Origin of the sequence: Pseudoalteromonas luteoviolacea H33-S, assembly GCF_001625695.1 — a bacterium.
Lineage (GTDB): Bacteria > Pseudomonadota > Gammaproteobacteria > Enterobacterales > Alteromonadaceae > Pseudoalteromonas > Pseudoalteromonas luteoviolacea_B.
Window position 1 is genome coordinate 26,366 of the sequence record NZ_AUXY01000001.1, and the last position, 26,724, is coordinate 53,089.

Annotated in this window: 27 protein-coding genes and 1 riboswitch; of the genes, 17 read left to right on the forward strand and 10 right to left on the reverse strand. The window is 41.7% G+C overall.

Annotated elements, in window-relative coordinates:
* The first annotated feature begins 184 nt into the window (after positions 1 to 184).
* From N477_RS00080 to N477_RS00105, 7 genes are all read left to right on the forward strand, one after another.
* Positions 185 to 1,033, forward strand: coding sequence for a MipA/OmpV family protein (locus tag N477_RS00080; RefSeq protein WP_081216633.1), 849 nt, complete (start codon positions 185 to 187; stop codon positions 1,031 to 1,033).
* Positions 1,034 to 1,041: 8 nt separating this feature from the next.
* Positions 1,042 to 1,410, forward strand: coding sequence for a DUF3019 domain-containing protein (locus N477_RS00085; protein ID WP_063364225.1), 369 nt, complete (start codon positions 1,042 to 1,044; stop codon positions 1,408 to 1,410).
* Positions 1,411 to 1,420: 10 nt separating this feature from the next.
* A complete protein-coding gene (locus tag N477_RS00090; protein WP_063364224.1) occupies positions 1,421 to 2,113 on the forward strand; it encodes a response regulator transcription factor in 693 nt (230 codons plus the stop codon).
* Positions 2,114 to 2,142: 29 nt separating this feature from the next.
* Positions 2,143 to 3,402 (forward strand): ATP-binding protein, encoded by a 1,260-nt coding sequence (locus N477_RS00095; protein ID WP_063364223.1) that lies wholly within the window; start codon positions 2,143 to 2,145, stop codon positions 3,400 to 3,402.
* Positions 3,403 to 3,672: 270 nt separating this feature from the next.
* Positions 3,673 to 3,771: riboswitch (cyclic di-GMP riboswitch) on the forward strand.
* An 88-nt stretch (positions 3,772 to 3,859) separates the two neighbouring features.
* Complete coding sequence (locus N477_RS00100) at positions 3,860 to 6,091, forward strand: DUF4955 domain-containing protein (protein ID WP_063364222.1); 2,232 nt, start codon at positions 3,860 to 3,862, stop codon at positions 6,089 to 6,091.
* A 105-nt stretch (positions 6,092 to 6,196) separates the two neighbouring features.
* The gene (locus N477_RS25845) at positions 6,197 to 6,367 is read left to right on the forward strand and encodes a hypothetical protein (protein ID WP_155731744.1); all 171 of its coding nucleotides are present in this window, start codon (positions 6,197 to 6,199) and stop codon (positions 6,365 to 6,367) included.
* Between the two features lie 252 nt (positions 6,368 to 6,619).
* Positions 6,620 to 7,003, forward strand: a complete 384-nt coding sequence (locus N477_RS00105) for a hypothetical protein (protein WP_155731745.1) — start codon at positions 6,620 to 6,622, stop codon at positions 7,001 to 7,003.
* Between the two features lie 90 nt (positions 7,004 to 7,093).
* Here N477_RS00105 and N477_RS00110 read toward each other — a convergent pair whose 3' ends face one another.
* Positions 7,094 to 7,543 (reverse strand): Hsp20 family protein, encoded by a 450-nt coding sequence (locus N477_RS00110; RefSeq protein ID WP_063364220.1) that lies wholly within the window; start codon positions 7,541 to 7,543, stop codon positions 7,094 to 7,096.
* Positions 7,544 to 7,660: 117 nt separating this feature from the next.
* Positions 7,661 to 9,289: an alkaline phosphatase D family protein gene (locus N477_RS00115; RefSeq protein WP_231098173.1), complete on the reverse strand. Its 1,629-nt coding sequence runs from the start codon at positions 9,287 to 9,289 to the stop codon at positions 7,661 to 7,663.
* Between the two features lie 532 nt (positions 9,290 to 9,821).
* Between N477_RS00115 and N477_RS00120 the strand changes: the two genes are divergently transcribed.
* On the forward strand, positions 9,822 to 10,529 hold the full coding sequence (locus N477_RS00120) for a TorF family putative porin (RefSeq protein WP_063364219.1): 708 nt from the start codon (positions 9,822 to 9,824) through the stop codon (positions 10,527 to 10,529).
* 56 nt (positions 10,530 to 10,585) lie between these two features.
* On the opposite strand, the gene N477_RS00125 is transcribed toward N477_RS00120, so the two are convergent.
* Both N477_RS00125 and N477_RS00130 read right to left on the reverse strand, forming a co-directional pair.
* On the reverse strand, positions 10,586 to 11,311 hold the full coding sequence (locus N477_RS00125) for a YebC/PmpR family DNA-binding transcriptional regulator (protein WP_039610508.1): 726 nt from the start codon (positions 11,309 to 11,311) through the stop codon (positions 10,586 to 10,588).
* Positions 11,312 to 11,433: 122 nt separating this feature from the next.
* A complete protein-coding gene (locus tag N477_RS00130; RefSeq protein ID WP_063364218.1) occupies positions 11,434 to 12,039 on the reverse strand; it encodes an HAD family hydrolase in 606 nt (201 codons plus the stop codon).
* Between the two features lie 332 nt (positions 12,040 to 12,371).
* Between N477_RS00130 and N477_RS00135 the strand changes: the two genes are divergently transcribed.
* Both N477_RS00135 and N477_RS00140 read left to right on the forward strand, forming a co-directional pair.
* Complete coding sequence (locus tag N477_RS00135) at positions 12,372 to 12,974, forward strand: hypothetical protein (RefSeq protein WP_063364217.1); 603 nt, start codon at positions 12,372 to 12,374, stop codon at positions 12,972 to 12,974.
* Position 12,975: 1 nt separating this feature from the next.
* Positions 12,976 to 14,268: a S41 family peptidase gene (locus tag N477_RS00140; RefSeq protein ID WP_063364216.1), complete on the forward strand. Its 1,293-nt coding sequence runs from the start codon at positions 12,976 to 12,978 to the stop codon at positions 14,266 to 14,268.
* An 83-nt stretch (positions 14,269 to 14,351) separates the two neighbouring features.
* Here the strand turns inward: N477_RS00140 and N477_RS00145 are convergent, their stop codons facing one another.
* Positions 14,352 to 17,144 (reverse strand): methyl-accepting chemotaxis protein, encoded by a 2,793-nt coding sequence (locus N477_RS00145; protein ID WP_063364215.1) that lies wholly within the window; start codon positions 17,142 to 17,144, stop codon positions 14,352 to 14,354.
* Between the two features lie 260 nt (positions 17,145 to 17,404).
* Between N477_RS00145 and N477_RS00150 the strand changes: the two genes are divergently transcribed.
* Both N477_RS00150 and N477_RS00155 read left to right on the forward strand, forming a co-directional pair.
* Positions 17,405 to 17,587, forward strand: coding sequence for a hypothetical protein (locus N477_RS00150; protein ID WP_063364214.1), 183 nt, complete (start codon positions 17,405 to 17,407; stop codon positions 17,585 to 17,587).
* 359 nt (positions 17,588 to 17,946) lie between these two features.
* Positions 17,947 to 18,456 carry a GNAT family N-acetyltransferase gene (locus tag N477_RS00155; protein WP_063364213.1) on the forward strand — a complete coding sequence of 170 codons (510 nt, stop codon included), beginning with the start codon at positions 17,947 to 17,949 and terminating at the stop codon, positions 18,454 to 18,456.
* Between the two features lie 96 nt (positions 18,457 to 18,552).
* Here the strand turns inward: N477_RS00155 and N477_RS00160 are convergent, their stop codons facing one another.
* Positions 18,553 to 19,368, reverse strand: a complete 816-nt coding sequence (locus N477_RS00160) for an aminotransferase class IV family protein (RefSeq protein ID WP_063364212.1) — start codon at positions 19,366 to 19,368, stop codon at positions 18,553 to 18,555.
* A gap of 78 nt (positions 19,369 to 19,446) precedes the next feature.
* Here N477_RS00160 and N477_RS00165 point away from each other — a divergent pair, with 78 nt between their 5' ends.
* The gene (locus tag N477_RS00165) at positions 19,447 to 19,809 is read left to right on the forward strand and encodes a MerR family transcriptional regulator (RefSeq protein ID WP_063364211.1); all 363 of its coding nucleotides are present in this window, start codon (positions 19,447 to 19,449) and stop codon (positions 19,807 to 19,809) included.
* 10 nt (positions 19,810 to 19,819) lie between these two features.
* Here N477_RS00165 and N477_RS00170 read toward each other — a convergent pair whose 3' ends face one another.
* The gene (locus tag N477_RS00170; protein WP_063364210.1) at positions 19,820 to 20,677 is read right to left on the reverse strand and encodes a LysR family transcriptional regulator; all 858 of its coding nucleotides are present in this window, start codon (positions 20,675 to 20,677) and stop codon (positions 19,820 to 19,822) included.
* Positions 20,678 to 20,785: 108 nt separating this feature from the next.
* Here N477_RS00170 and N477_RS00175 point away from each other — a divergent pair, with 108 nt between their 5' ends.
* Positions 20,786 to 21,850 carry an NAD(P)/FAD-dependent oxidoreductase gene (locus N477_RS00175; RefSeq protein ID WP_063364209.1) on the forward strand — a complete coding sequence of 355 codons (1,065 nt, stop codon included), beginning with the start codon at positions 20,786 to 20,788 and terminating at the stop codon, positions 21,848 to 21,850.
* 113 nt (positions 21,851 to 21,963) lie between these two features.
* On the opposite strand, the gene N477_RS00180 is transcribed toward N477_RS00175, so the two are convergent.
* The 3 genes from N477_RS00180 to N477_RS00190 form a co-directional block, all read right to left on the reverse strand.
* A complete protein-coding gene (locus N477_RS00180) occupies positions 21,964 to 22,368 on the reverse strand; it encodes a GNAT family N-acetyltransferase (protein ID WP_063364208.1) in 405 nt (134 codons plus the stop codon).
* A 191-nt stretch (positions 22,369 to 22,559) separates the two neighbouring features.
* A complete protein-coding gene (locus N477_RS00185; protein WP_063364207.1) occupies positions 22,560 to 22,919 on the reverse strand; it encodes a ribonuclease E inhibitor RraB in 360 nt (119 codons plus the stop codon).
* Positions 22,920 to 23,346: 427 nt separating this feature from the next.
* A complete protein-coding gene (locus N477_RS00190) occupies positions 23,347 to 23,847 on the reverse strand; it encodes a lactoylglutathione lyase family protein (protein ID WP_063364206.1) in 501 nt (166 codons plus the stop codon).
* A gap of 92 nt (positions 23,848 to 23,939) precedes the next feature.
* Between N477_RS00190 and N477_RS00195 the strand changes: the two genes are divergently transcribed.
* From N477_RS00195 to N477_RS00205, 3 genes are all read left to right on the forward strand, one after another.
* The gene (locus N477_RS00195; RefSeq protein WP_063364205.1) at positions 23,940 to 24,812 is read left to right on the forward strand and encodes a LysR family transcriptional regulator; all 873 of its coding nucleotides are present in this window, start codon (positions 23,940 to 23,942) and stop codon (positions 24,810 to 24,812) included.
* Between the two features lie 85 nt (positions 24,813 to 24,897).
* The gene (locus tag N477_RS00200) at positions 24,898 to 25,077 is read left to right on the forward strand and encodes a hypothetical protein (protein ID WP_063364204.1); all 180 of its coding nucleotides are present in this window, start codon (positions 24,898 to 24,900) and stop codon (positions 25,075 to 25,077) included.
* A 185-nt stretch (positions 25,078 to 25,262) separates the two neighbouring features.
* On the forward strand, positions 25,263 to 26,702 hold the full coding sequence (locus N477_RS00205; protein WP_063364203.1) for a metallophosphoesterase: 1,440 nt from the start codon (positions 25,263 to 25,265) through the stop codon (positions 26,700 to 26,702).
* Positions 26,703 to 26,724: the final 22 nt, after the last annotated feature.

A 26,724-nucleotide genomic window follows, 5' to 3' on the forward strand; every position in this document is an offset into this window, starting at 1 on the left:
TTCTCTGTTAAGTGCTCTGAGTTACTTTAGACAGAGCACTTTTGTAAACCCCCTTTCCAATTACCTATCTTATTTTGATGATTTGGTGTTAGATACAAATTGATACAGTTTGTTATAATTCCACACGCTATTTTTCTATAAATTCAATACATTAGTTAGCTAATAATAAAGATAAGAAACTGCTATGTACTCTAAAAGAAAGTGGATGCCCATATGTTTGGCTGCTTCAATTTTTCATTTTCCAGCCGTTTACGCAGAAGAAGAGACTAGCTTCTGGGAAGGGTTTTCAAATAAGCGCGAAGCAGGCGGGTTCCTGTCGTTAGGTTTTGGTGCTTCTTATGGCGGGGGGCTACTTACAAATATTGCTACCCGACCAATTTTAAATATAAACGGCAATTATTACTTTGAAAATGGACTTTTTGTTGAAGTGCCTGGGAGCGACAGTAAATTTGAGCCGCAATGGGCGATGGGCTACAACCTTTATAATTCCAGCCAGTGGGAGTTTGATGTCATTTTTTCTGCTGCGCATGCGCACATATCGTACTATGGATATGTATCAAATGCATATGATGAGCGGGATTTGACTGGGTATTTAGGGCTTCGTGTCACTGGCGCCATTGGCAGCTATCAAATTCAAACCATCCTTGCGCCTAAAGCGGACAATAGTGAATATGATGGAGGGGCTTACGCCTCTTTTTGGGTTGCGAAATCATGGCAACATAAAAATTGGCACTTTTATAGTTCGGTCGGCTTTCAATATCGTAACAGCGCTATACTTAATTATTACTATGGTGTGCCTTACAAATCAGCAAGAGTAGATCCTTATCAAGCCTCTGGTGGGGTGAACACTAAATTAAAGTTGGGCTTTACGACGCCAGTTGGCAAGCGCTGGGTGGTTGATGGCGCTATTGGTCTGACTGATTACGCCACCAGTATAGACGATAGTCCGTATTCGTTAGATGCGCTTAACACCATCTCCAATCGTAGCAGGCTTGGTCGCCATATTAGCGTTACCATGAGCTACGTGTTTTAGGAGGCGAAATGAAAAAATATATTGCTGTTTTTTTCCTTACGCCAGCCCTCGCATTAGCAGCCTCTAACGAGCCACAGTTTACCATTAAGCCTGAGCAATGTGTTGCATTGGAGCAGGGACAAGAATGCTATATCGATGTTTTTGCGAGCTGGCAAACGAACAGTATCGGTAACTATTGTTTATTTGCCAACGAGCAGCAGTTGCATTGCTGGCAAAACGTTGCACATGGAAAATGGAAAAGCGAAATTATGATGACAGATAATTTAGCAGTCAGCCTAAAAAACGGCAGTGAAGAAATTATCTTCACCAAAACAATAGAATACGCTTGGATTTATAAAAAAAGAAAAAGCAAAGCGGTACGATGGAGAATGTTTTAAGGATGTGTAGATGAGCCAGTGCAAGGTTGCTTTAGTTGAAGATGATATCGAATTGGCCCAGTGGATAGCCGATTATCTAAGCGCAAAACAGTACCATGTTGATGTTTATCATGATGGGTTAGTTGGTTTTGAAGCGATTCAAAAGACCAAGCCCGATCTCATTATTTTAGATGGCATGCTACCCAGTATGGACGGCTTAGATGTGTGCAAAGCGCTGAGGCAATTAATGCAAACGCCGATTCTAATGTTGACGGCCAGAGATGAAGAAATTGACGAAATCTTAGGCCTAGAAATGGGTGCTGACGACTATTTAACAAAGCCGGTGAGAGGCCGGTTATTGGAAGCCCGAATACGGACCTTGCTGAGGCGTGCCACAGTGACTAAAGAAGTTAATGATGAAAAGTTAGTGATCGGTGCCCTTGAGGTCGATGTGGGTAATCGACAAGTGCTACTCGGTGGTCAAAATATTCAAGTATCAAGCAATGAGTTTGATGTCTTATGGGTGCTAGCTAAGCACGCCGGGAGCGTCGTAACACGTCAGGATTTAGTGCAAGAGCTGCGAGGTTTTGAGTATGACGGCTTTGATCGCACCATAGATTTGCGCGTATCTCGGTTACGGAAAAAACTCGGCGATAAAGAAGCGCCGTACAAAATAGCCACTGTGTGGGGCAAGGGCTATCAGCTGTCTAAGGATACTTGGTAATGGAATTATCTCGAAGGCAGTCTATTTAAATGTGGCGGTTTGTCATTGCGCTTGTGAGTGTGCTGATCATCGCAAGCATAGCCCTGGGTCAGGTATTTGATGTCCTCTATTCCTCGGAGGAGTCTGCACAATCCGATGTATCAGAGCAACTTGCTTTGGCATTGCCATTATTAAAGATGATGGCATCTCAAGAAAGTCATCTCGTTTTCGATAAACAACTTCAGCAGAGAACGCTAGGTGATCGCAATGCATCTGTGCGCCTTTACTCTGTAGATGAGTACCCTTTACCGATTCAATTGCAACAGCAGCTTCAAAAACAAGAGCCTGTATTCCTTGAGACGCAGGATCACGTGAAAGTTCATCTGTTGACCAGTGATCAGACTATTTTGGTTTATCAGTATGATAAGTTGGCCGAACAAGATAGTTACCGCCTTTCTTTAACGCTTATTTTTTACTTTCTTCTTGTCATCATTTTAGTGCTTTTCTTAACCCCTTTTGTTCGTCGGCTAATGCATTTAAGCGATACAGCCGCCAAATTTGGTGATGGCCAATTAGATGTAAGGTTAAAGGTGGGCACGCTTTGGTATATTCGAGATATTGAGCTGTCATTTAATCAGATGGCAAATAAGATTAACCTGCTTATGGATGATATTAAATTACTTGCGGGCGGGTTGTCCCATGAGTTAAGGACGCCATTGGCTCGAATACGCATGGGCCTAGATACCATTGTCGAAACACAAGATGAAGCGCTTAGGACCAAATACGAAGCGCGCGTAAACCAGCAATTAGATGATATGGAAGGCTTGCTGATCCATATGTTGGATTTTGCTAGATTACAGCATAGTTTAGATGAGGCTACTCCTCAGCCGCTTGATCTGGTCACGGCACTCCCTAACTTGGTTGACCTCTCTTTTGATGGTGCCGTTGAGCTGAATATCATATTGCAACAAGCGTTCATTCATGTTGATCAACGTTATTTTACTATGGCTATCTCTAATATCATTGATAATGCGCTGAAGTATGGACATAGCCGTTGTGTGGTAACGGTAACGCAAGAGAAAAATGAGTATGTGGTTGCAATAAGTGATGATGGAAACGGCATTGATGAGAGCAAAGCGGCTGAAGTATTTAAACCGTTTGTCAGGCTTAACCGCCAGCACTGCACTGGATTTGGGATTGGTTTAGCATTCAGTGCCAAAATTATTGCGCGCTATCGAGGGGAAATCTTTGCGGGTGTTTGCGCTGAGCTAGGAGGTGCCTGCATAACCGTGAAGTTCCCTGCCTTATAAAAGACGCTTATATTGGTGAATAATTATGCTAACGACTTCATTGCAATAATCTGCATTTGAGCTTTCATAGATCTAAAAATCCGCGTACTTTGTACACAAAACAGTGCTTAATACGCTGATATCGGTACCTTTAAAAGGGAATATTTTATCTGTCACATAAGTTTAATAATTTATAATTCCTGTTTGTACAACGGATTAGGATTTTTGCTCTAATTTGTGTTTGACCAATTTGGAACCTTCCTATACATTCCTCCTGAAATTTACACAAACTGTAGTTACTGGCAAACTAGGTGAAAGCCTAGGACGCAAAGCTTCCGGTCTAAATGCGCTGTATATTCATGCAATGCACACGATAGCGGGGTTGCTTCATAGTTAGGGATACTGTGAATATTCAAGATGGATGTGACTGCCAGATCTACTCAATACCACTACTGAACGTAGTTATTTGAGGATAGATATGAAAACACTTTCTAATAAACCGTTACTAGTTGCACTATGTGCTGCGACAGGTTGGCTTCCAATGCAAAGCTATGCAAACGATTTCTGGCATAGCTACCTAGAGTCTAGATCATCACAATCAGATCTGAGAGATCCTAACACGCAAATAGCAGATGATCAGATCATCTCTAACTTTTCATACGCGGGATACCAGTTCTCAAACCAAACGATCCCGAGTGTCAATGAACTTGGCTACCGTATTTTTGATGTAACTGGCTACGGCGCAGATATCGCCCCTGGCCGTTCTGACAAGCAGGCGGTACGTGATGCCATTGCAGCAGCTGAAAAGCACATCGATGAAGGTGGTAAAGGCGCAGTTATTTATTTCCCTAACGGTACGTATGATTTGAACACTTTGTCTGATGTTGCAGACATAGATAAGTCCGATACTGTTGAAGGTCGTAAGAGCCGTGAAAGCGCAACTATTAAGATATCACGTGGCAACATGATATTGCGTGGTGAGAGCCAACTAAGTATTTTAAAAATGGATCAGCATTTAGATTTGGTTTATCCAAACAAAATGTGGACTAGTCCGTATCTATTTGAGATTGGTTATAACTACGCTAACCGCGACCCAAAAGTGAAAAGTGTGCGCGAGTCGGTAACCTCTCCTAGCAAAGAACGTTTTATTACTGATATTACTTCTAGCCACCCAAGACAATCTTCACGTTCTGTGCAAGTTCGTGATACATCTTTGCTTAAAGTCGGTCAGTGGGTACAACTGTCTCGTTTTGACCCTCGCCCAGAGACGATTGCCAAAGCATTATCACCTTATAAGTTAGATGGTAAGTGGGGCATGATCAAAAAAGGGGTTCGCTCACAAGAGTTTCATCAAATTACTGCCATTGAAGGTAATGAAGTGACATTCGCTGCGGTTATTCATCATGATGTTGAAAACGATGGGTACTGGGGCTTGAAACAAGCACGACTGGTGCAAAATATCGGTGTTGAAAACCTAACAATTCAAGGTAATTGGCAGGAAGCATTTAAACATCATAAAAGTGGTGTGCATGATGGTGGTTGGAGCGCTATTCGTTTCTCTCGCGTTGCGCATGCATGGCTTAAAAACGTGGAGTTTATCGACTTAAACCAAGGCGTTTCTGTGGTAAACAGTGCTGCGATGACCCTAAAAGACTTAGCGTTTACGGGTAACCCAGGCCATATCAGCTTAGACATTAATGCATCGACCCATGTTTTGGCACAAAACATTGATGATCAAGCTGAGCACTGGCATGCAGCGGGCTTTTCTCATAAAGCTGCGGGTAACGTAATTTCTGGATCAACGCACTCTCCTGATCGTTTCCATAACTTGCATGCCAATATGCCTTACAGCAATTTAATTGAAAACAGTACTGGCGGTTGGAATTATGGCTTTATGGGCGGCTCTGTCGGTGCACAGCCTAACCACCTTAAGCATTTAGTATTTTGGAACATCACCAATACAGCACAAAACGAGTCTATTGATAAGTGGGCGTTTATGCGCCACGACAGCAAGTATGGTCGTGTGATCATGCCATATGTAGTTGGCTTAAAAGGTGCTGGTTTTAATGGCTTTGAGAGTCAGCAAAGATATGACACAAGTTTGGCTGATAAGCCACAAGCACATGTGCAAAGTCACACTGATATCGAAAGTTTATACGCGCAACAGTTACAGCAACGCCGCTGTGCAATAAAAGTGACTGGCGACAATTTAATTGGTGCTTGGTCATTGAAAGGCAGTGTGTGTGACCTGTCAGGTCAAGGGCAAGACGGTAAAGTGTATGGTGAATACCAAGGCACATTTAATGGCGTTGATCAGCGCATTGAGCTTGGTGACATCGACCAATTCAGCAAGATCGAGCTTGAGTTTAAATACGATAATTTCAGCACAACTAAAACGGGTTTCATGTTATCGAAAGGCAATTACGGTACACAAAACGCGTATTATATCCAAGTAAACAAAGAAGGTGTGATCAGTGCGCGCATCAATGGCAAAGGCGTCAATGCTGGTAATTTTGCTGATGGTCAATGGCACAAACTTGAAATGCAGTTAGAGGGCAACGTTTTATCACTGAGCATTGATGGTCAGTCAATGGGTAGCAAGAGCATTGTGCTACCAAAGCAAAATGACGTGCCACTTAGCGTTGGCTCTACACCAAAGAACACTTATCCGTTCAAAGGTGAAGTCAGAAACGTTCGCGTATATCGCTAATTTTTACAAGGTGCCCACCTAGCTGGATACAAGCAGTTGGCACCTAATTTCAAGATTTATTTGGCCACAGTAGAAGGCCGACAAGATAGTAGTAAGGTATTAAACATGACAACATTACCTCCATATAAAAAGTATGCAATCGTGGCTTTGGTGTTAGTTTTTGGCTGGTTCTCAACCTTTATGATTAATGGTATTGAAGTGAACGAAACCTCTATGTATTGCTTAAAGCTTAAAGATAAAGCAAACATGGATTTATGTAGCAAAGACGTATTGTAAAGTTGATTGTGAGGCTCGGTGCAAACCTAGTGTGCCGAGCACTATATCGCAACTTTAGGTGTTGCTTGTTTTAATTTACTTTTTTCAATTGAATAACTTTATCAGCCCCACCCTGCTCAATTTAAACCCTTTTTAGATATATTATTAGATCTTCAGCCCCTAAGTCGTTGGTTAAATAGTCTACACATTGTTACAAACTTTGTTTATCGAGCCTGCTATATTCAATGTTCAATTGGAATGTGTGAGGTTGTTTTGAAAAACTATAAACAAAGTGTAGTGTTAGCGGTTGCAGTTGGTTTGAGTGGTTGCGTTTTTGCACCGAAAAAAACGGCCTACTTAGATGAGCACTGTGATATTGTGCGAGAAAAAACGGATATTGATGTCATCGTCTTTGCTGATGAAGCGTCAAATGTGACGCCTTATTATCCGAGTGATATTTATATTCCTGCCTTGGTGGCCGCTACTTCTGCTGCATTTTCATCAGTTGCTTATATATATGACAATATACAGGACTCAATTGAGTATAAAGAACAGTGCGGTGACAGAACACACTCGGAGCAAGGTGCTAAAGGCACTGAGGAAGCTGCAAAGTCATGTTCAGATAGTGAACTGTGTGGAATTGAAAGAAAGCGATGAGTGACAGTTTGTAAAGGGGGTTTACGGCAACAGAAAAAGCCGCACATAGCGACTTTATCCAGGGGTAATCAAATAGGTTGCTTGCTGAGATTAGCGCTCGTTTTCGAGCAATTTGCCTTTGCTAATTTCAATTTTTCTTGGCTTTAATGCTTCTGGGACTTCTCTTTCTAATTTGACGACCAGCAAACCATTTTCTAATTCTGCACCAATGACTCGAACATGATCTCCTAATTGGAAGCTTTGTTCAAAATTACGTTCAGCGATGCCTTGGTGTATAAATTTACGCTCTGCACTGTCATCTTTATTGACTTTCTGGCCTTTGATTCTGAGCGTATTGTTCTCTGACTCTATGTGAAGTTCATCTTCGCTGAACCCAGCCACTGCCATGGTGATTTGGTACTTGTCTTGGTCTAGTGCTTCGATGTTATATGGTGGATAACTTGCCTGCTTGCCATTGTGGGCAGCGCGGTCCATGAGTGATGCTAAATGATCGAAGCCAATGAATGAACGGTATAGTGGAGTTAGATCTACGTTGCGCATAATAATATCCTCTTAATAAGCGATAATGTTTGTTTACCCTTCTTTTGAACTGATAAACAAACTAAAAAAATAACATTTGTTTTGGTTGGGACCCTGTCGGCGTCCTCACAATACTATCTATGGACGGGGCAAATAGTTTTCAAGTAAAAAATTAAAATAAATTTTAAAAAGCCCATTTATCGGGCTTTTCCGGATAGTTTTAGCATAGTTTGGATTCGCCTGAATATACAGTAAAGCGCTTTCCAATATGTACTTGGTCATTTTTGAAGCCAACAAAAGGCACGTGATGCCAATTGGCTTGTAGTCGTTCTGCGTTGATTTCCATGTCACGAACCCTCGGTTTGCGAGATCAATATAGCGAATATGTGGGTTCTCAGGCATTAAGATTTTGCCAACGTCTCCGACTAGCTGCTGTAGTCCCGGCACAGGAATAGAAGGTGAGGTCACTGATGAAGTCACGATTTCCACAGCGACGGCACCATCATGAGTAAAACGGTTGTATTTTCGCCAGTCATAAGGGTCTTTGCAGATGTTAGCTGCCCAAGACGAGTGCACATCTCCGGTCAATATAACGGCGTTATTGATGTGATTGTGTTCAATAAAATCTAATAGTCGGTTTCTGGCTGCTGGATATCCATCCCAAGAGTCTGTATTAATAGGCTTACCAAGCATCTGAATTTGCATCATTTGTACTTGCTGGCCAATTAACTGCCATGTTACGCCATTGCGTTTGGCATCTAACAAGTTGTCTTGTAGCCACTGTTCTTGCTCATAGCCGAGTAATGTGCGCTGTTCATCGAGGCGTGCTGGGTCTTTCACATCGACTTGTTGATCTCTACCAATAAAGCGGGTGTCTAACATATTAAGTTCAGCCAGGTTACCAAATCGAAAACGGCGGTATGCTTTTTCTCTGTTAGTGTGCTGAGGCTCTCTTATTGGCATCCATTCATAGTAGGCTTGAATGGCGGCACGGCTACGCCCTTGCCATGTGCCCTCTCCATCATTATGATTTTTTGCACCTTCTCGCCATGTGTCATTAGTAAACTCATGGTCATCCCAAATACAAATCATCGGGTGGGTTTGATGCAGTTTTGGTAGATCAGTATCCGTTTTATAGCAAGCATGTCTTTGTCGGTAGTCGGATAATGTCACCATTTCGTGATTTGGTGTGACTTTACGATTCCATAAAAAAGGATTTCTGTAGATGTCTTTATTGCCATACTCATATAAATAATCACCCAGATGCAGTACAGCGTCTAAGTCTGCAATCTCTGCGATACGTGCATACACATTAAAGTAGCCGTAACTGAAGTGAGAGCATGATGCCATCGCTAATTTGATTGTGCTGACATCATATTCTGGCAGGGTTTTGGTTTTTCCGGTTGGTGAGATAATTGGCTCATCGAGCTCATCGAGCTCATCGAGCTCATCGAGCTCATCGAGCTCATCGATAATAAATCGATACACATATCGTGTGTTTTCATGTAGGCCTTTGGCATCTACTTTTACAGTAAAGTCTCGCGCTTGGCTCGTGAGGAAATGACCACTGGAAACGATATTAGAAAAACTGCTATCAGTTGCTATTTGCCAAATTACCTTGACCGTTAATATGTTGATATCTAACCGTTCTTTTACTTCTTTAGGTATCGTGATTCTAGTCCACAATATCACGCTATCCGACAAAGGGTCGCCGCTTGCAACACCATGGCCAAAAGGATTCTCTGAAAAGGTACAGCCTGATAGCATAGGCTCAATGCTAAGCTCGAGATGATCATGCTGCTTTTAATAAACTGGCGACGGGAAATATTCATAAGTAATTACTCTAATTTTGGTGTTTTTTGTCTATTTAACCCCTTTGTTGTTAATTTTTTATTTCTTTATCGTAACTATTGAGGTTTTTTAAATTTATAAATGAAAATATAGGCATAGTATCTGTATCGAGTAAATTATAAGCTTTATGTCATTAGACGCTGTTAAAATTGTCGATTATTTAATATTAAGTTATTAAAAATAATGAGTTATATAACTTTTTGTGATTTTTTTTAGTTAATTTCTGATAAAGTCTTGCGTCTTTATAGAGCCTGTCTATGTGCTGTGTATTGCGTTTATTGAAATTTTAACCGGTTGGAATATGTATAGAGTGTTTTTTAGCGATAGGAAACGTATTGTTTAACTGGTTAGTTACACTAAACTTGATGCTAATGAAGTTTATAGACGGCGCAATTATGACTTTTAAACTAAATAGGTTCGGGAACACCGTACGTTTGAGATAAATATTATGAAAAAAAATCTGCGACTCACTTTGTCTACACTGTCTGCTTTACTGGTAGCTAATACGGTTATTGCAAGTGATTGGTCCTCGACTATTACAGGTGCTTCTGACTATACATTCAACGGTATTAGCCAAACGGAAAATGACTTTGCACTGCAAGCTAGTCTCGATTATAGCAACTCTGAAACTAACTGGTATGCTGGCTCTTGGGCTTCAAATGTTGACTTTGACAATGGGACAGATGTTGAAGTCGACGTCTATTTTGGCAGAACGTGGACGCTTACTGAGTCGCTTAGCCTAGATACTGGGATTGCTTATTATAGTTACCATGGTGGCGATGACTCCAGTGATAGCAATTATCCAGAAGCATACACAAAGTTTGGTTTTGATAATGCACTCGGTACTACTGAATTTAATTTCTGGTATAGCTGGGATTATGCTGGCTTAGATGAAAAACATACCATCACAACCTTATCTCATACATTTGAAGTGGCTGAGAATCACGATATTTCTTTGAGTTATACGGTGTCTAATTATGTCGGCGGAGATGAAACGTGGGATGGCACGGACAGTTCTTATCATCACTATGAAATAGCATACTCCACCAGCTTAGCGGGCTTTGATTTAGCCATTGCTGCTGAAGATACTTCAATTGATTCGGATACATCGGACGAGCGCATTGCGTTTTCAGTGTCTCGAACCTTTGATTTTTAAAATTTAAATATAAAAAAAGCCGGATCTACTCCGGCTTTTTTAAGTAATTTTATCTATTATTTTTTAACGATAGCATTGTGATACACGTTTTGTACGTCGTCACAGTCTTCAAGCATGCCCATGAACTTCTCGAAGTTAGCAATATCATCTTCGTTTTCGATTTCTACATGAGTTTGCGGGATCCATGTGATTTCGTCTACTTCGAATGTAATACCTTCAAATGCTTCAGTTAATGCAGTCTTTGCTTTGAAGTACTCTGTGTTAGGTGCAAATACAGATACTTTACCGTCTTCAACTTCGACATCAGTTACGTCAACATCAGCCATCATTAATGCTTCTAGCACTGCTTCATCATCGTCGCCAGCAAAACCTAAAATAGCAAAATGATCAAACATGTGTGCTACACAGCCCGGGCTACCAATTTTTGAGTCAGTTTTAGTAAACGGTAGGCGTACATCTTTGATTGTACGATTTGGGTTGTCAGTTAAGCAGTCAACGATAACCATACAGTTACCTGGGCCATAACCTTCATAACGTGCTGGTGAGTAGTCTTCGCCTGCGCCACCAGCTGCTTTTTCGATGGCTTTATCAATAACGTGTGCTGGAACCTGATCTTTTTTAGCTTTTTCGATCAAACGACGAAGGGATAGATTTGTTTCAGGGTCTGCGCCGCCATTTTTAGCAACTACATAGATCTCTTTACCATATTTTGAGTTAACTTTAGTTTTTGCCGCTGCCGTTTTTGCCATGGCGTTTTTGCGGACTTCAAATGCTCTACCCATCTTAATTCTCGTTATTTGAAATTCAATTGCACAAGATTCTAACAAGACTCGACGCGTTGGGCTATACCCTATCGGGCATGAGCTTGGTGATAAGACAGGATTATTACGATAAAACGAGTATGTCAGGCTAACAGGTGTTGAAAATTGACGTTGTTTTGCTCTATCAAGGGTAAAAAAGCTTCCCAGTGGCGAAAAACCATGTCTGCTTGCTGCGCGTAATCAGGTGTTACTTCTGGTGTGTATAAACAAGATATCATGCTGGCATTGTTTGCAGCCTCTATGTCGTACAAGTAGTCTCCGACATACATGCACGCACTATTTTTTAATCCCCACTGCTGCGCAACAAGGTTGAGTGCCGCTGGGTTGGGCTTAGCGGGTGCATCATCACGTGTCAAAATAATATCAATAGGCATCTTGCATCGTGCAAGCTTTATTTTTGCTGCTTTTGCAAAATTACGTGTGACGATGGCCATAGGAAAGCCTTTGCTATGAAGCGCATCAATAGATTGCTTAACACCAGGTAAAAACTCTGCTTGATGGGCATCTTGCATCTCATGCTGGTGAATGAGTGACATGGCTTCTTCACGCATGTAGGGAGACGGCAGTGCCTCAATAAACCCGAGCAGATCTTCATCTCTTGGGCAGCCCAGCTGGGCTTTCATCATTGCGAAATCTAAATTGGATGTCACCAAGGTCCCATCCAAGTCAAAAATAATTCCTTTAATCATGTGCTTCTTACCTCGTATTCCGTAGCAAGACACTCTGCTTGCCTTTAACCATAGAGTACGTCATATAAGGTTGCAAAGATCACAGTAAAAAATAATCAACAGATGTCACAGGACCTACCTGAGCGTCATAAAAATTGCGCAATTTATGATGGTCAATAGCGATAAAATAAAAGCGCGTATCGGCTAATTCAACTCGCTTAAATGCATCGAGTGCATGTGTGTAACGTGACTGCGTAAATAAGCTGTTCTTTTAAATTTATATTAAAATTCATATCATTGACTGTTAAAGTAATAAAAAACACCACACAATAAATATAACTAGGGTGTCCACTTTGGCTTATTTAATTACTACCGTCATTCTCATTGCCTGCTGTACCGTACTTTTTATACCCTCTTTTAGACAGTTTACAAAAGACAATGAACTGGCATGTAACTTCGCACTTACCATGGTCGCAACACTTATTGGTGTATTATTGGCAATAGCTATTAGTAACTACCATGAAGATGAAAAAGAGCGTCGTGATTTAATAAAGTTGCTCCATGCTGCAAAAGCAGTGGCGACAGAAAGCCTTGACTATGGCCAAGCGGTGATGGCGTTTTACCAAAAAAATGAGGCGGGCTCTGAGACGAAAAATTCGAAAGCACAATTCTTTGGAGATAACCCCCTGCCCTACCCCGAGTATCTTGATGCATTAATGTCTCAGCAATTGTTTATTAAAAACTTATCTCAAGAGTCACTAACAGAATTAAGTGAATCACTCATTTTAATGAAGCGCGCAAATACGCACAGACCCGAACTTTTTTTGTCGAGTTTAAACTTTGTGCTGTATGTATTAGAGCAAGAACAGCGTTATCAACAAGGAGAGATTTCATTACATGAACTGGAAGCAACTTTGCGAGAGCGAGAGGCTCAACTTGAAGAAGAAGGAAGTTAAATTGATATTTAAAATGCCACGTAATGCGAAAGTTCATATAGCAAATACGCTTTTTTGCAGTGCGATGATGGTGTCTGGCTGTAGCTTTGCACAAGGTAGTACGCCAACTTTGTCTACTCAGCAAGTCAATGAAGATATTAGAGAGTTTACTGAGCTTTTAAAGCAAAGGTATGCTTATCTCGATAAAAAAAATGTACACCAAGCATCATTTGATGCTTGTTTGCAAAAGCAAGTCTCTCAAATCAAAACGGTGAATGCGCTATCAGGACACTTGAATCATTGCTTTGAATTTTTTTACGACCAACACAGTGAAATAAGACCGCGTCCTCGAGATTACTACTTGCCTATGCCGACCGCTTTAACTATGTGGGCTGAAGTGAAAAGTGAGACGGCGGTGATCACCTCGATACCGCACAATGGTTATGCTTTTAGAGTTGGTTTTAGAGCTGGCATGACGATTGAGAAAATCAATGGTAAAGCCGTTTTTGATGCCATTAAGGCAGCGAATGTATCTGGGCAGCAAAATGCTCAGACTTGGGTGCTTAACCGTTTGCTAACTGGTACTCGAAACCAAACTATGACAGTGACTGTAAAGTGGCAAGGGCAGTTACAAACCCTCACCATAGATACTAAGCAAGTTGTTGATGAAATCATCAAAGAAAAACCCATATTGACCAGTGAATGGATAGGAGATATTGCTTATATTCGACCCGAAAACAGTCTTGGTAACAATGCGTTGATCCCCGCCTTTGATGAAGCGCTGGCAAAGTATAAAGAAGCATCAGCTTTGATCTTAGACTTACGCAATACGCCAAGTGGCGGTAACAGCGATGTGGCACGTGGCATAATGAGCCGCTTTATCTCTGAGCGTTTTCCCTATCAAGAGCATGAGCTGGTGGCTGTAGAACGCGAGTTTGGTGTGAAAAGACGCTGGCAAGAGTTTGTGTACCCTAGAGGCGATAAGACATTTACTAAGCCGTTGGTGGTGCTCAGCAATCGTTGGACAGGGAGTATGGGAGAGGGTATGACCATAGGGTTACACGGTATGCAACGTGCGACTGTCATTGGTACGCCTATGGCGCAGTTGCTGGGGGCTATTTCTGGGCATACACTGACGCACTCTCAGCTTAATGTGGTGATCCCCGTTGAAAAGCTATTTCATATCAATGGCACGCCCAGAGAAGCATTTTTACCTGATATCGTTATCGATCATGTCGACAATATTGAGAACGAAGATCTTGCACTAAAGGCTGGCTTACGCCATCTGTCAAAATTAGCTAGCAAAACCAATTAATAAGTCGAATTGAATAAGCCATGTAAGTCACAGCCTACATAATAGTTAAGCTGTGACTTATTTAACTTATTCGCAGATGAAGCTTATCCTGCATTGAGCCTTAACATGCCTCTCGCCTCTGGTGCAGGTATCAATTCCTGGTTAGTCTGTGGCTGAGTTTTGAAGTTATCGACTTGCTGCAGCAAGTGCTGTGCTTGTTGTCTCATGACCTGGCTTGCATGCGTTGATTGCTCAACCAAATGCATGTTGTTTTGGGTCTCATTGTCCATTTGCGCTATGGTTGAGGAGACTGCGGCCACACCTTCGGATTGCTCTTGGCTGGCGGAGGTAATTTCTGTGATCATCACATTCACTTCTTTAACGACTTGGATGAGCTGGTTAAAGGTGTCACCTGATGCAGAGACAAGCTGGCTCCCTTTGGACACGGCTTGAGAGCTGTCTTGAATGAGCCCTTTAATCTCTTTGGCGGCAGAAGCACTGCGCTGCGCTAAATTACGCACTTCACTGGCCACAACGGCAAACCCTCTACCTGCCTCCCCTGCTCTTGCCGCTTCGACAGAGGCGTTGAGTGCCAGTAAATTGGTCTGAAAGGCAATTTCATCAATGACACCAATAATATCTGAAATACTATTACTGCAGGTTTCGATTTCATTCATGGCTGCAACAGCATTGGAGACTGTTTCACCCCCTTGTTGTGCCTTCTCCATTACTTCATCTGCGTGATCTGACACATCTTTTGCGCTTTTTGCATTTTGCTGCACGGTGACTGTTAACTCTTCCATGGTAGAAGCGGTTTCCTCAATGCTCGCACCTTGGTTTTCGGTCCGTTTATTAAGCTCTTCGTTGCCAACGGCAATACTTTGTGCGCCTTGATATACGTTATTGGAGGCTTCTGTGATTTCTTGTACCATGCTACTTAAGTTATCCATTAAGCTGTTCATGGCGTCTCTCAAAACATTAAATTCAACGCCTAAGTCTTCTTCAATGGTATGTGTGAGCTCCCCTTGGGAAAGTGCCATAATGGCTTGCTTGATACTAGTGACAGCATGTTTTCTTACTGTGATATCCGTGGCGTATTTAACGACCTTAAAGGGATTGCCTTCAGCGTCAAAAATGGGATTATAAGAAGCTTGGATCCAAATTGTCTTGCCATTTTTTGCGATGCGTTTGTATTCTCCGCTGTCGAACTGACCGAGGCGTAAACGCTGCCAAAACGCTAGGTATTCTTCACTGTTTGCATACTCTGCTTCAACAAACATTTTATGATGTTTCCCTTTGATCTGTGCAAGTGTATAACCAGTTGTTGCTAGGAAGTTTTCGTTGGCATCAATGATGGTGCCATCTAGATTAAATTCAATCACTGCTTGAGACTTGTGAATGGCCGCAAGCTGCCCTGCAAAATCAGCACTTTGTATTTTTTGTGCGGTAATATCTGTGGCAAATTTAACGACTTTGAAAGGCTTACCATTGGTGTCAAATATCGGGTTATAGGTTGCTTGGATCCAAATCTTTTTTCCATGTTTACCGATGCGTTGATACTCACCAGAATCAAACTTACCCTGATTGAGTTGTTGCCAAAATTCGCGGTATGCTTGGCTTTGAGCGTAATCAGGTTCGGCAAACATACTATGGTGTTGACCTTTGATTTCATCCAGTACGTAGCCGGTTGTTTTTAAGAAGTTTTCATTGGCATCTATGATGGTGCCATCCATATTAAATTCGATCACGGCTTGGGACTTACTTATCGCTTGGAGTTGACCTTCATAATTGGCCGCTTGACGTTTTTGCTCTGTGATATCCGTAGCATATTTCACGACTTTGAATGGCTTGCCACTGAGGTCTAGTATCGGATTATAAGAGGCTTGGATCCAAACTTCCTTACCGTGTTTGCCCTGACGCAAGTATTCGCCCGTAAAGTAATGGCCTGCGTTTAAATCAGCCCAAAATGCTGCATATTCAGCGCTTGCTGCATACTCTGGGCTGGCAAACATGCTGTGATGTTGGCCTTTAACTTCATCTAAGGTGTAGCCCATAGTCGATAAAAAATTGTCATTGGCATCTAGGATGGTGCCATCCATATTAAACGCTATCACAGCTTGAGATTTGCTGATAGCTTCAAGCTGTCCTTGGTAGTCTGCTGCTTGTAATTTAGTTTGGGTGATATCGGATGCATATTTCACGACTTTATAAGGGTTACCATTGGCATCAAAAATAGGATTATATGAAGCATGGATCCAAACTTCCTTGCCGCCTTTTGCCTGTCGTTTAAATTCACCGGTGCTAAATTGCCCTTGATTTAATTGCTGCCAGAATAGAGTGTAGTCTTCACTTTGCGCGTATTCAGGTTCTGCAAATAGACTGTGATGCCTGCCAATAACTTCATCAAGTGTGTAGCCCATTACTTTTAAAAAGTTATCATTGGCGTGGATAATCGTGCCATCCATATTAAATTCGATAACCGCTTGAGATTTGCCGATTGCTTCTATTTGCCCAAGTTGGTCAATACTACCGTTTTTATATTTGGTGATATTATTAAGTAATAATAGTTTGCTCTGAGTGCGTGTTTGTTGGTCATAAGTGGCGTGCACATGTACTTGAAACCAAAGTTCCAAGCCCTCTGAGCACCGTAATTGAACTTCTTGCCAGTTGCTATCAGCTTGCTCGTCTAAGCTGAGCCGAGTTTTTATAATGCGGCTGTAATGTTGATTAATGATGTCACGGTGCTGCGCGCCAATTTGTGTTAAGAAATGTGTACTGGCATGTGTGATTATTCCATCGTCATTGAGTTCTATGATGGATTGATTTTCAAAAAAGACGTTAAGTTTGGCTTCGAGGGAGTGTAATTTCTGACGATCTGTCCTTGATGAAAATATCATAGGGCACCTAATTAATGAATGTTGTTATTAGTCAGAAATATAGTAGATAACACCATACACGCCACTTGTTCTTATTGTTGACAATAGCTTCAAGAACCATTCCTTGTTAAAAAATACTCAACAAGATGATATGAAAGTGTTGTTTCGGATGAAAATTTCCATGTTTACTGTGCTATGAATTTTGCGGATAGTGGTGTTCAGTATTTGGGCTGTGTTTCCTAATTACTGCATATAAAAAACAATGAATTAAAGGAATAGTAATGAAACTTAAATTACAAAAAACGAAACTAAAGTCATTAACAAACAATGAAGTGTCTAAAGAACAAACTGGTGCAATTGCCGGTGGTCAATATCAGGTTCAGTACAAAACGGATCCGTGGTTGTGCAAATATAGCTACCCTGTATGCCATACTGATGGTCCACATGTAAGCTGCTACAACTAATGTAGATAAAAAAAGCGCACCAAAGGTGCGCTAAAAGTCTTTTAAGACAGGGAAATCAACATGTTAAATAACTACAATAAACGTATCTACAAACTGCAGGTGTATATGTGTTTACTCAACGAGGTAAAGTCTACCTAAAACCTGTGTTGCAATCCCGATGCAGTGTGCAAATCCTTGTGAGTGCGTGTTACGCTTTGTAACTTTCTTTTCAAATACAGCCTTTATGACTACAAAACTAGCCCTAACCTGAACATACCCGCTTTGACTTTATGGTTTTTTGTTCGTACAGTCATGTTCTTATTTAAGAAACATAGAATAGACTTACGAATAATAATGCTTGCAAGGAAGGGTGTAGATCTATGACTTTACCTGATATCCAATTAACCTCACTGGGGTTGCATCATAGTGCCGAACTGTATAACGCAGTGGAGCACAACAGGGTGAGCTTGGAGCGCAATTTGCCTTGGGTGAAGCAGGTAACTTGTGATGATAGTGCACAGAGATATATTGATGAGCGAATTAACAGTGGCGAGCCAAGTTCAAGGTGGATAGCCATCTCAGTGAGCGGTTGTTTCAGTGGTGTCTTTGGTGTGAAGCACATAGATCCGGTAACAGGCCAGTGTGAGGTCGGGTACTGGCTATGTGGGAAGGCTCGAGGACAACAGGTCATTCCACGAGTTTTAAATGAACTCATTCCTTGGATAAAATCTCAAGGTGCAAAAACACTTGAGTTTCATTGCTTAGAAGACAACATAGCCAGTATTCGAAACGCTGAAAAAGTCGGCGCTATATTGCAAAGTACTGCGCCAACCACGTTGGATATTTCAGACACAACCAGAAAAATGTGTGTTTACGCCCTTAAATTTTAATATAACTGAGTGTCGTTTTTGCAGGACTCCATGGAGCAATCAACAGTATTGGCACAAAAGGCAAGTGTTATGTTGGTGCTCCCTATCGTCAAGGCGTTAAACTTCCTCTAATGGCTCGTATTGATATGCGTTATGTAATAGTGCGTTCAATTTATCTGAGTCAGTAAAGACAATACTGTCAATGCCCTTTACACTTACCCCGGGCGTCCACGAATTCATTACCGCTGCGCCACTGAGTTTTGTAAGGTCGGTCAGCTTAAGTTCTACAGTGCGCTGTGGTATCTGAAGTTTGGTGAGTTGTCGTTGCAACATGCTCATCATGGTCCCTTGAAGCATTGGGGCTTTTGGCCAAAAAATGGTGTGTCCGTCCCAAAAGACGAGATTCCAAATTGTTCCCTCACTTATTCTTGTTTGCCCATCAACAAATACCGCGTCATCAAACCCTTTTTCTATTGCTCTGTGTAAATAAAAGGTTTTACCAATTTCTCCTACATGCTTTATTTCAGGCATAGGTCGCTGGTGTTTAATTGCGGTGAGGTGTAATGGTCCTAAGGGACCGTTTGACGGCGCACTGGTGCGCACGAGTACTTGTGGGAGCGTGTTCAAACTGTGAGCAGTAAATTCACCGTGAGAAGAGTACAGTGTGATAGTCAGTGAGCAATCTAATGGGCTTTCTCTAATTGCATCTTTGATGTAAGTACGTATCTGCTTGTCTGAGAGCGCATTATTAAATAATTTTTGCGACGCTTTACGCAGACGCGTTAAGTGTAAGTCTATTCCTCTCACTTTACTCTCCCTCACTTGCATCGCACTGAAGTGCGCAAAGCCAGAAAATGCTAATGAGTTAAGTGCAGAGTTGGGTTGATACTCACCATTGATAAAGGTATTTTCTGAAAATTCATTATTAGTCATTGTGTTACTTCCATTGAGTCCATATTTAGAAGCCAATACGATAAACCCTAACAGTGCTGTTAAGGTCAAGGAGTAAAGATGAGAATTGGTGAACTATCTGAGCAAAGCGGTGTGAGTGTGCGCATGCTTCGGTATTACGAAGAGCAAGGGCTATTAACACCACGTCGTACCGCAGCTGGGTATCGCGATTATGATCAGCGTGAGGTACTGACGTTAGAGCGTATTCAATTGTTAAGTTCAGCAGGTATGACGCTAAGTACTATATTACAATTTCTACCTTGTATTAGAGGCGAGCGGCCCATTTTTGAGCCTTGTGACGAGTTAAGAGTGTTATTGCACAGCCAGCTAAAAGAAGTCGATGAAAAAGCAGCACGTTTAGCAAAAAATCGAGCCGTGTTAAGTGGGTTTATACAAGAAATTGAAGCGGCTGATAATGTATAAGTTCGCTCTTTTATCGTGCTAGCTTTAGCTGGTCGATAAATTTACGTACCTTTGGAATATGTATTATGTCACGATGTACCAATATCCAAGTATTCACCTGCCACATGTCGCCTATGGGCAATATGTGTAGCAATGGGTTGTTTTGTGAAGCTTTTTTTGTACTAACAGAGATCCCACACCCTGCATGCAGCGCATAATCGAGTACTTGGTGAGCATTACTGGTGGTGACAATTTGACTTTTTTCTACCTGAGTGTGGATCCATTCATTCCAAGGCAAATGTGCAATACGTTCGGAATTGGCGATAAATTTATGTTGTGACCAATTGTCTTTTGTTGGCAGGCCATGTTGTTCAACATATTTTTGATGCACACACATGACCACTTCTATGCACTGGAATGGGATCACTATGTTATCAAGTGTGTGCGGCTTCTCACCCATCCGAATGGCTAAGTCTGCTTCTCCATACTCTAATGCATACTTTCGTATATCACCCAATATTTCGAATCTGACGTTTGGGTATTGTGCTTGGAATTGGTTTATCACTGGAAATAACAATTCGGCTAGTTCATTGACACAAGTGATTTTAAGTACACCGCTCATCATAGCATCTGAGTTTGTTGCTTTATCGACAAACTGATTAAATTGTACATCTGTGATTTCCCCCAACCGCATCACTTCCTGCCCTGCTTCAGTTGGAATATACCCTTTGTCATTGCGTTGAAAGAGCTTGATACCTAAGTGCGCTTCTAAGCTATCTATTTGCCGCATGACGGTTGAGCGGTGTATGCCCAGATCGGTTGCTGCGGCGCTAAGTGTCCCTAGCTTTGCTAATCGGTAGGCGGTTTTAAACTCTGTCCATTTATCCATGATATGTCTCTGTTGCATATATGCACATAAGGGTATTTAAAATGCGCATTAAAAACAAATTTGCAACGGTATATGCTACATCTCATTGAGTAAATTGAGGTAATAGATATGAAAACGCAAGTACTGATCATTGGCGGTGGTTTTGGTGGCGTAACGACTGCACAAAAATTACATGAAAGTGGCGTGCAGACCATACTCGTAGACAAAAAAGATTATTTTGAAGTCACTTATGCTGTGCTCAGAGAGTCCACAGCACAGGGCCAATTTAAGGGGAAACCACGTCGGTATTATCGAGATATTTTAGCTGGTCAGTTTGTTCAAAGTGGTGTGAAAACCCTTCAAAATAATATCGTGCTGCTAGAAAATGGCGAGTGTATTGAGTTTGAGCAGGTTGTGATTGCCAGTGGGTCTAGATATCCGACTTTGCCATTGGCCAAGAGCATGGATGCACATAGCTTAAATGACAGAGAGAATGAGCTTAGACAGCATTATGCGCAGCTTAAAGACGCAACTGAGATATTAATCATAGGCGGCGGTGTTGTAGGCGTAGAGCTGGCTGGTGAAATTGCTTATGCCTTTAAAGATAAAGTGGTTACCTTAGCTCACAAAGATAAAGCACTACTTTGCGGCTTTAGTCAAAAAGCACAGCGCAAAGCACATAAACAGTTAGAAGAGCTAGGCGTTCAGATCAAGTTAAATAGTGATTATCAACGGTGTGCCAAAACTCAGGATTACCAAGATAAGCGTTCAACAGATGTGTTAAAACCCGACATGGTATTGTGTGCAACGGGTACCAAACCAAACAACGCATTTTTGCAAGAAAACTTCTCACATATACTCAATGATAAAGGTTTGATTCTGGTGAATGACACGCTTCAAGTTGTAGATCACGAGAACTTTTATGCACTGGGTGATATTGCTGATGTAGGAGAAGCTAAACTGGGTTATTTGGCAGTGGAGCAAGGGAAATATTTGGCTAAAAGGATAGTACGAAAGCGCCAAGGTAAGTCGGTAAAAGCATACAAACGTAATCCGTTTATGGCGTTAATTCCCACGGGGCAAAAAACGGGCATAGTACAAACGCCGTTATTCACCTCAACCTGCAATCACTTTGTTAATATCAAACAAAAAGATTTGTTTATTACTAAGACCTATAAAGCGTTTGCAAAGTAATATGTGGTATAGCATGGTCGTTGTGCTGTGCTTTTGATGGTTATTTATCTATCAATTTGAGGCTGGGGCTTAAACTTATAATTATATCGATCTAATGGTTGAGTTAGTAAATTTTACACCTGGGTGCTTAGTAGTTTCGGGCTGCCAGAAAACCCAAACTTTTCGTACAGGCTGTGCGCATCATCAGTGACGAGAAATTTAAATTTAGTGCACCAACGTGGATCATTGACGATCGTCTCTGTTAACCATACTCCGAGCCCTTGAGATCTATGATCTGGGTGAATGATCAGATCGGCGACGTAGGCAACCGTTGCAAAATCAGTGACGACTCTTGCAAAGCCGACTTGGTGCTCTTGATAAAAGAGCGAAAAGCATTCACTGTTTTTTATAGAGGTTTTAATGGTTGCTAAGTCGCGTTTGCTGGCCCAATAGGAACTCCTTAGTAATGATTCAACCTGCTCGAGTTGAATGTCTTCTCGTGAATCACTAATTCGATAATTGTCTTTTTTGTATTGCATGATCTCTGATACACATTTATTTTTATTTTAAACAGTAGAGTGCACGATTTTTTGATGTAAACCAAGTGTAGGGTAGTTTATTAGCTTATTAGCTTATTAGCTTTTTGGGTAAGAGCTCAGCGCGGTAGTTATGATGCCATTCACTAACATGAATAGATTGGATTATGTTAGTGAGTTGGCTGTATTAGGTATTATCCGCCACAGGGGCTACATACGGCCCATGAGTTACAAGTGCCATCTAAATGCGCAACTAATTTACTTAGTCTGACTTGTTCTTGGCCGACAAACTCATGGGTGACTTTATTTTGTGTAGTAAATAAGACATAACCTGGTGCATCACCAAGCTCAATATCTTCTGGATCTGACTCTATAAAATCAGCACCGTGTAATTTTTCAGATATTTCATTTTGCTGATGTTCGCTCAGCGGCCAAGTCTTAAATTCAAGATAAAACTCAATCGTGTGTGTGGAGCCAAAATCAAAGCCTCTTTCGTCTAGTACTTTGAGTACTTCTCCATCGGCATCGGCTGGCCAAGTGTGTGTATCTGTCATGAATGCGCGCTTTCCTACTTATTACTCTATCAATATAAGTCGTATGACAAGTCGATAAATTTAGTGTTTTTGGCGATTTATCGTAAATATCAAGGCCGAAATAAATAGTAAGGCTCGCAAACGACTAGGATTTATATACATCCTTGGTTTTCAGCATGTCATATACGTGTTTTTCTCTGACTTCATCAAAGCCGACTTTAGACACGTAATCTTTGGGGTTTGAAAATGTGCCAAATAACAAATCCCATAGAGCGAGTCCGTAATTTTGTTTATATCAATCATAGGTGCTTGATGTTGTATTTGGCGTTGCATACTTTTGAAAGGATCTATTTTTTCACTGGTATCGAAATGCAAATGGGCTTTACACCCCTATTAAGCCCAAGTCATGCAATTTGATGAGCGTGATTGAATGATTTGATATGTGAGGTTAGTAGGCGCCTTCACTGTAGATCAACTCATAACTATGGCTATAAATTTCTAGGATATTGCCAAATGGGTCTTCCATATAAATCATGCGATATGGCTTTTCACCTGGATAGTAGTATCTAGGTTCTGCCATGCGCTTTTTGCCACCAGCTGCAACAATACGCTCCGCAAGTTCTTCCACATTCGGGTCTTGTACACAAAAATGAAAGATACCGGTTTTCCAATACTCAAAGTTGTCATCTGGGTTAGTTTGGTTTTTGAATTGAAATAGCTCTACGCCAATTCTGTCACCCGTTGATAAGTGTGCAATTTTAAAGCTGTCCCAATTTGCACCAAATACATCGGTGCACATTTGGCCAATGGGACTGTTATCTTCAGTGATCTCTGTGGGTTTCATGATTAAATACCAACCTAATACTTGGGTATAAAACTCAACAGCTTTTTCAAGATCTGGTACTGAAATACCAATATGGGAAAAATTTCTTGGATAAACCTTGTTCATAAAATGTGCTCCTCATTGTGATGTGAGCAGGTTACAAATCAAAGTTCATTAAGTAAAATTATCAATACTTATTAATTTGAGTACAAAATGTAATGATTAATCTAATCTGGCTACGTACTTTTTGCACCTTGGTTGAAATTGGTCACTTCACGCGCACCGCACAGCATCTTCATATGACACAATCAGGTGTGAGCCAACATATTAACAAGCTAGAGCAACAGCTTGACAAAATATTGTTGTTGCGTGAAGGCAAGCAATTTTCACTCTCTGAGGCCGGTGAAAAGCTATATGTGCATGGGCAAGATATTCTTCATGGGGTAGCTTCGTTAGAAAAGCTTATTGGGGAAGACCCTGCTTATAAAGGTAACGTGCGAGTGATGTCACCTGGCAGTGTGGGGCTAAAGCTGTACCCGAGCCTTCTGAATTTACAGCAGTGCTATCGCGACCTCACGATTGATTATCGTTTTGCTCCTAATCGTGAAATCGAGCAGGCCATTGCTGGTAAACGCATCGATATTGGTTTGATGAGTAAAAAGTCCAGTGATGCCAACGTGCACTGTGAAGCCATTGCTCAGGAGCAATTATTACTTGTGACGCCAAAAAACTTGGGTTCACCTGATTGGCGGTCGCTCAGTGCTTTGGGCTATATCAACCACCCCGATGGCAGTCATCATGCAGAGTTATTACTTGGCGCTAATTTTCCAGAGTTCCAACATAGTGACTTACTAAAAAATCAAGGCTTTTCAAATCAAATTGGATTAATTTTAGAGCCTGTCGCACGAGGTTTTGGATTTACGGTATTGCCTGCTCATGCTGTCGCAGCCTTTGCACAGCCAGAGCTTATTACAGCTCACTCTTTAACACATCCTGTTTATGAGACTGTCTATCTAGGTACACATCGAAATACAACGCAGCCACAACGAGTAAATACCCTGATCAACGAAATTAAACAGTGTTTGGGGTAAATATTTTAATGACTGATAAGCATCAGCCACTCAGAGTTACGCAGGAAAGCGAATGTCAAAGCGTTAGCTTACAGGTTCAACAAAATTGTTTATACATCAGCCGAACAAGCACAGTTCTTGCTTAATTTCTATTCTGAGCGACGAGCAAATCGCAGAGTTAGATGCATTTGATCGCCAACAATTAGAGTATGTCGTCACCGTTTGTTTGCAAAGCCCTAGTATGGCTGCTGCGGGACGCGTGTTATTTGATGTCAGTAGAACGTAAAAAGCCACCATTAACGATTCCAGTCGTTTGCAAAAGCACATTGCAAAGTTTGGTATTAAGTGGCGAGATATTGCAGCCTTCAAATAGTATGTTGTCCGTGTAGGTAATTGTCTGTAATAGCCCTTTACAGAGTTTTTACTACACTAAACAAGGAATTAGTGACGCAAACTAGAAGGAAAACGACAATGCGAGTTGTGAGTATATTGTGTGGGCTATTGGTATTGGCTAGTTGCAGCAGTCCAAAGCCAATAAAAAAATCCGAAGTGATCACGGCTTATTCAATGCTGGCTCCCAGCAAATCTGGTGAAACACTGATTTATGTGCGTGCCATCATCCCAGGAGTTCAGAGCAAACACCAAGTGTGTCCTTTACTTGAAAGCGAAAGTGGCGAGCGTAGCCAGATGAAAATTCGTGCGCTTCATCCCGGTAAACACTTTCCGGTTATAGTGTGTGAGTCTATCGTTCAAGCAGGTATCGCATATCAAGTGGGCGGCACTGAACTACAGTTTGATGCAATGACACTTAACCCCAAGCGTATTCAGGTCTATGGTGATTCAGGCTGTAAATCACATGTATGTGACGGTAATGGACCTGCTGAGCCTTTTAAAACTTTGATAACACAAGGCGCTAAGCGAGATGTTGACCTTATTCTACATATGGGGGATTACAATTATAGAGGTACCAGCGGCAGTATTAGTAAAGGTGTTTATGCCTATGATGCAGGCGATGGTGGCTATGGCGGAAAAACCTGTGGGTTAGAGGAAACCTACTATAGTCAAAATGCGCAAGGCAGCCCAAAACCTGATACGTGGCGCGCTTGGCGAGCTGACTTTTTCAGCGCTGCTGATTCTATTCTGACGAAGGCGCCTTGGGTGTTTGCGAGGGGAAATCATGAATTGTGTAGCCGAGCCGGACTTGGCTGGTTTTACTTTTTCGGTCCTGGGTCAAGTTTGGAGCAAGGCATAGCCCAGCGCGCGTGCCCAGCACAAGGCAATTTTTCTCAGCCTCTGAATTCAGCGGCCTCTGCCATCGCGATGATAGAACCATATATGCTGAAGCTTGAAAAGCTCAATATTTGGGTGCAGGATTCGGCCAATGCATGTGATGATCGGTTTTCAAATGCACTAACAGCGCAGTATCAGAGTCAATATGAATCTTTACAAAAATTTGCGAGCAAATACCCAGATAAGCCTATTTGGACGGTGACACATAGGCCGCTGTGGGGGGTGAATAATGTGGCAACTGACAATACATTAAATATCATGCTGCAGCGGGCATTAGCAGATACCCCGCTTGGACATCTGCCTGAGCAAGTAGCTCTGGCATTATCGGGCCATATGCATATTTATCAGTCATTGAGTTTTGATAAGCAATACAAACGCCCGCCGCAAATAGTGGTTGGTAATAGTGGTGTGAGTCTCAGTGAAGAGTTACCTTACACGAGCTTTGAAGTTGTTGTGGATGGGCTGGAAGCCAATGGCAATGAGCAAGCAAAATTTGGCTTTTTAGAGCTCGAACTAGATCGCTATTCTGGGTGGTATGGACGATTTTTTGATGAGCAAGGCGAAGCGTTTTTACGCTGTGACTCGCAGTTTGCCGTTCGAGACGAACAGGTATGTCAGTAATTCAGTGTTTATGAAGCAGTTT

Bases quoted from the DNA above. Each gene is read 5' to 3' on its own strand.
- N477_RS00150 (WP_063364214.1), top strand. From the start codon at position 17,405: ATGAAACTTAAATTACAAAAAACGAAACTAAAGTCATTAACAAACAAT.
- N477_RS00160 (WP_063364212.1), bottom strand. From the start codon at position 19,368: ATGACTAATAATGAATTTTCAGAAAATACCTTTATCAATGGTGAGTAT.
- N477_RS00205 (WP_063364203.1), top strand. From the start codon at position 25,263: ATGCGAGTTGTGAGTATATTGTGTGGGCTATTGGTATTGGCTAGTTGC.
- N477_RS00085 (WP_063364225.1), top strand. From the start codon at position 1,042: ATGAAAAAATATATTGCTGTTTTTTTCCTTACGCCAGCCCTCGCATTA.
- N477_RS00180 (WP_063364208.1), bottom strand. From the start codon at position 22,368: ATGCAATACAAAAAAGACAATTATCGAATTAGTGATTCACGAGAAGAC.
- N477_RS00095 (WP_063364223.1), top strand. From the start codon at position 2,143: ATGTGGCGGTTTGTCATTGCGCTTGTGAGTGTGCTGATCATCGCAAGC.
- N477_RS25845 (WP_155731744.1), top strand. From the start codon at position 6,197: ATGACAACATTACCTCCATATAAAAAGTATGCAATCGTGGCTTTGGTG.
- N477_RS00155 (WP_063364213.1), top strand. From the start codon at position 17,947: ATGACTTTACCTGATATCCAATTAACCTCACTGGGGTTGCATCATAGT.
- N477_RS00195 (WP_063364205.1), top strand. From the start codon at position 23,940: ATGATTAATCTAATCTGGCTACGTACTTTTTGCACCTTGGTTGAAATT.
- N477_RS00175 (WP_063364209.1), top strand. From the start codon at position 20,786: ATGAAAACGCAAGTACTGATCATTGGCGGTGGTTTTGGTGGCGTAACG.
- N477_RS00145 (WP_063364215.1), bottom strand. From the start codon at position 17,144: ATGATATTTTCATCAAGGACAGATCGTCAGAAATTACACTCCCTCGAA.
- N477_RS00110 (WP_063364220.1), bottom strand. From the start codon at position 7,543: ATGCGCAACGTAGATCTAACTCCACTATACCGTTCATTCATTGGCTTC.
- N477_RS00115 (WP_231098173.1), bottom strand. From the start codon at position 9,289: ATGCTATCAGGCTGTACCTTTTCAGAGAATCCTTTTGGCCATGGTGTT.
- N477_RS00100 (WP_063364222.1), top strand. From the start codon at position 3,860: ATGAAAACACTTTCTAATAAACCGTTACTAGTTGCACTATGTGCTGCG.
- N477_RS00080 (WP_081216633.1), top strand. From the start codon at position 185: ATGTACTCTAAAAGAAAGTGGATGCCCATATGTTTGGCTGCTTCAATT.
- N477_RS00125 (WP_039610508.1), bottom strand. From the start codon at position 11,311: ATGGGTAGAGCATTTGAAGTCCGCAAAAACGCCATGGCAAAAACGGCA.
- N477_RS00165 (WP_063364211.1), top strand. From the start codon at position 19,447: ATGAGAATTGGTGAACTATCTGAGCAAAGCGGTGTGAGTGTGCGCATG.
- N477_RS00120 (WP_063364219.1), top strand. From the start codon at position 9,822: ATGAAAAAAAATCTGCGACTCACTTTGTCTACACTGTCTGCTTTACTG.
- N477_RS00185 (WP_063364207.1), bottom strand. From the start codon at position 22,919: ATGACAGATACACACACTTGGCCAGCCGATGCCGATGGAGAAGTACTC.
- N477_RS00190 (WP_063364206.1), bottom strand. From the start codon at position 23,847: ATGAACAAGGTTTATCCAAGAAATTTTTCCCATATTGGTATTTCAGTA.
- N477_RS00090 (WP_063364224.1), top strand. From the start codon at position 1,421: ATGAGCCAGTGCAAGGTTGCTTTAGTTGAAGATGATATCGAATTGGCC.
- N477_RS00130 (WP_063364218.1), bottom strand. From the start codon at position 12,039: ATGATTAAAGGAATTATTTTTGACTTGGATGGGACCTTGGTGACATCC.
- N477_RS00170 (WP_063364210.1), bottom strand. From the start codon at position 20,677: ATGGATAAATGGACAGAGTTTAAAACCGCCTACCGATTAGCAAAGCTA.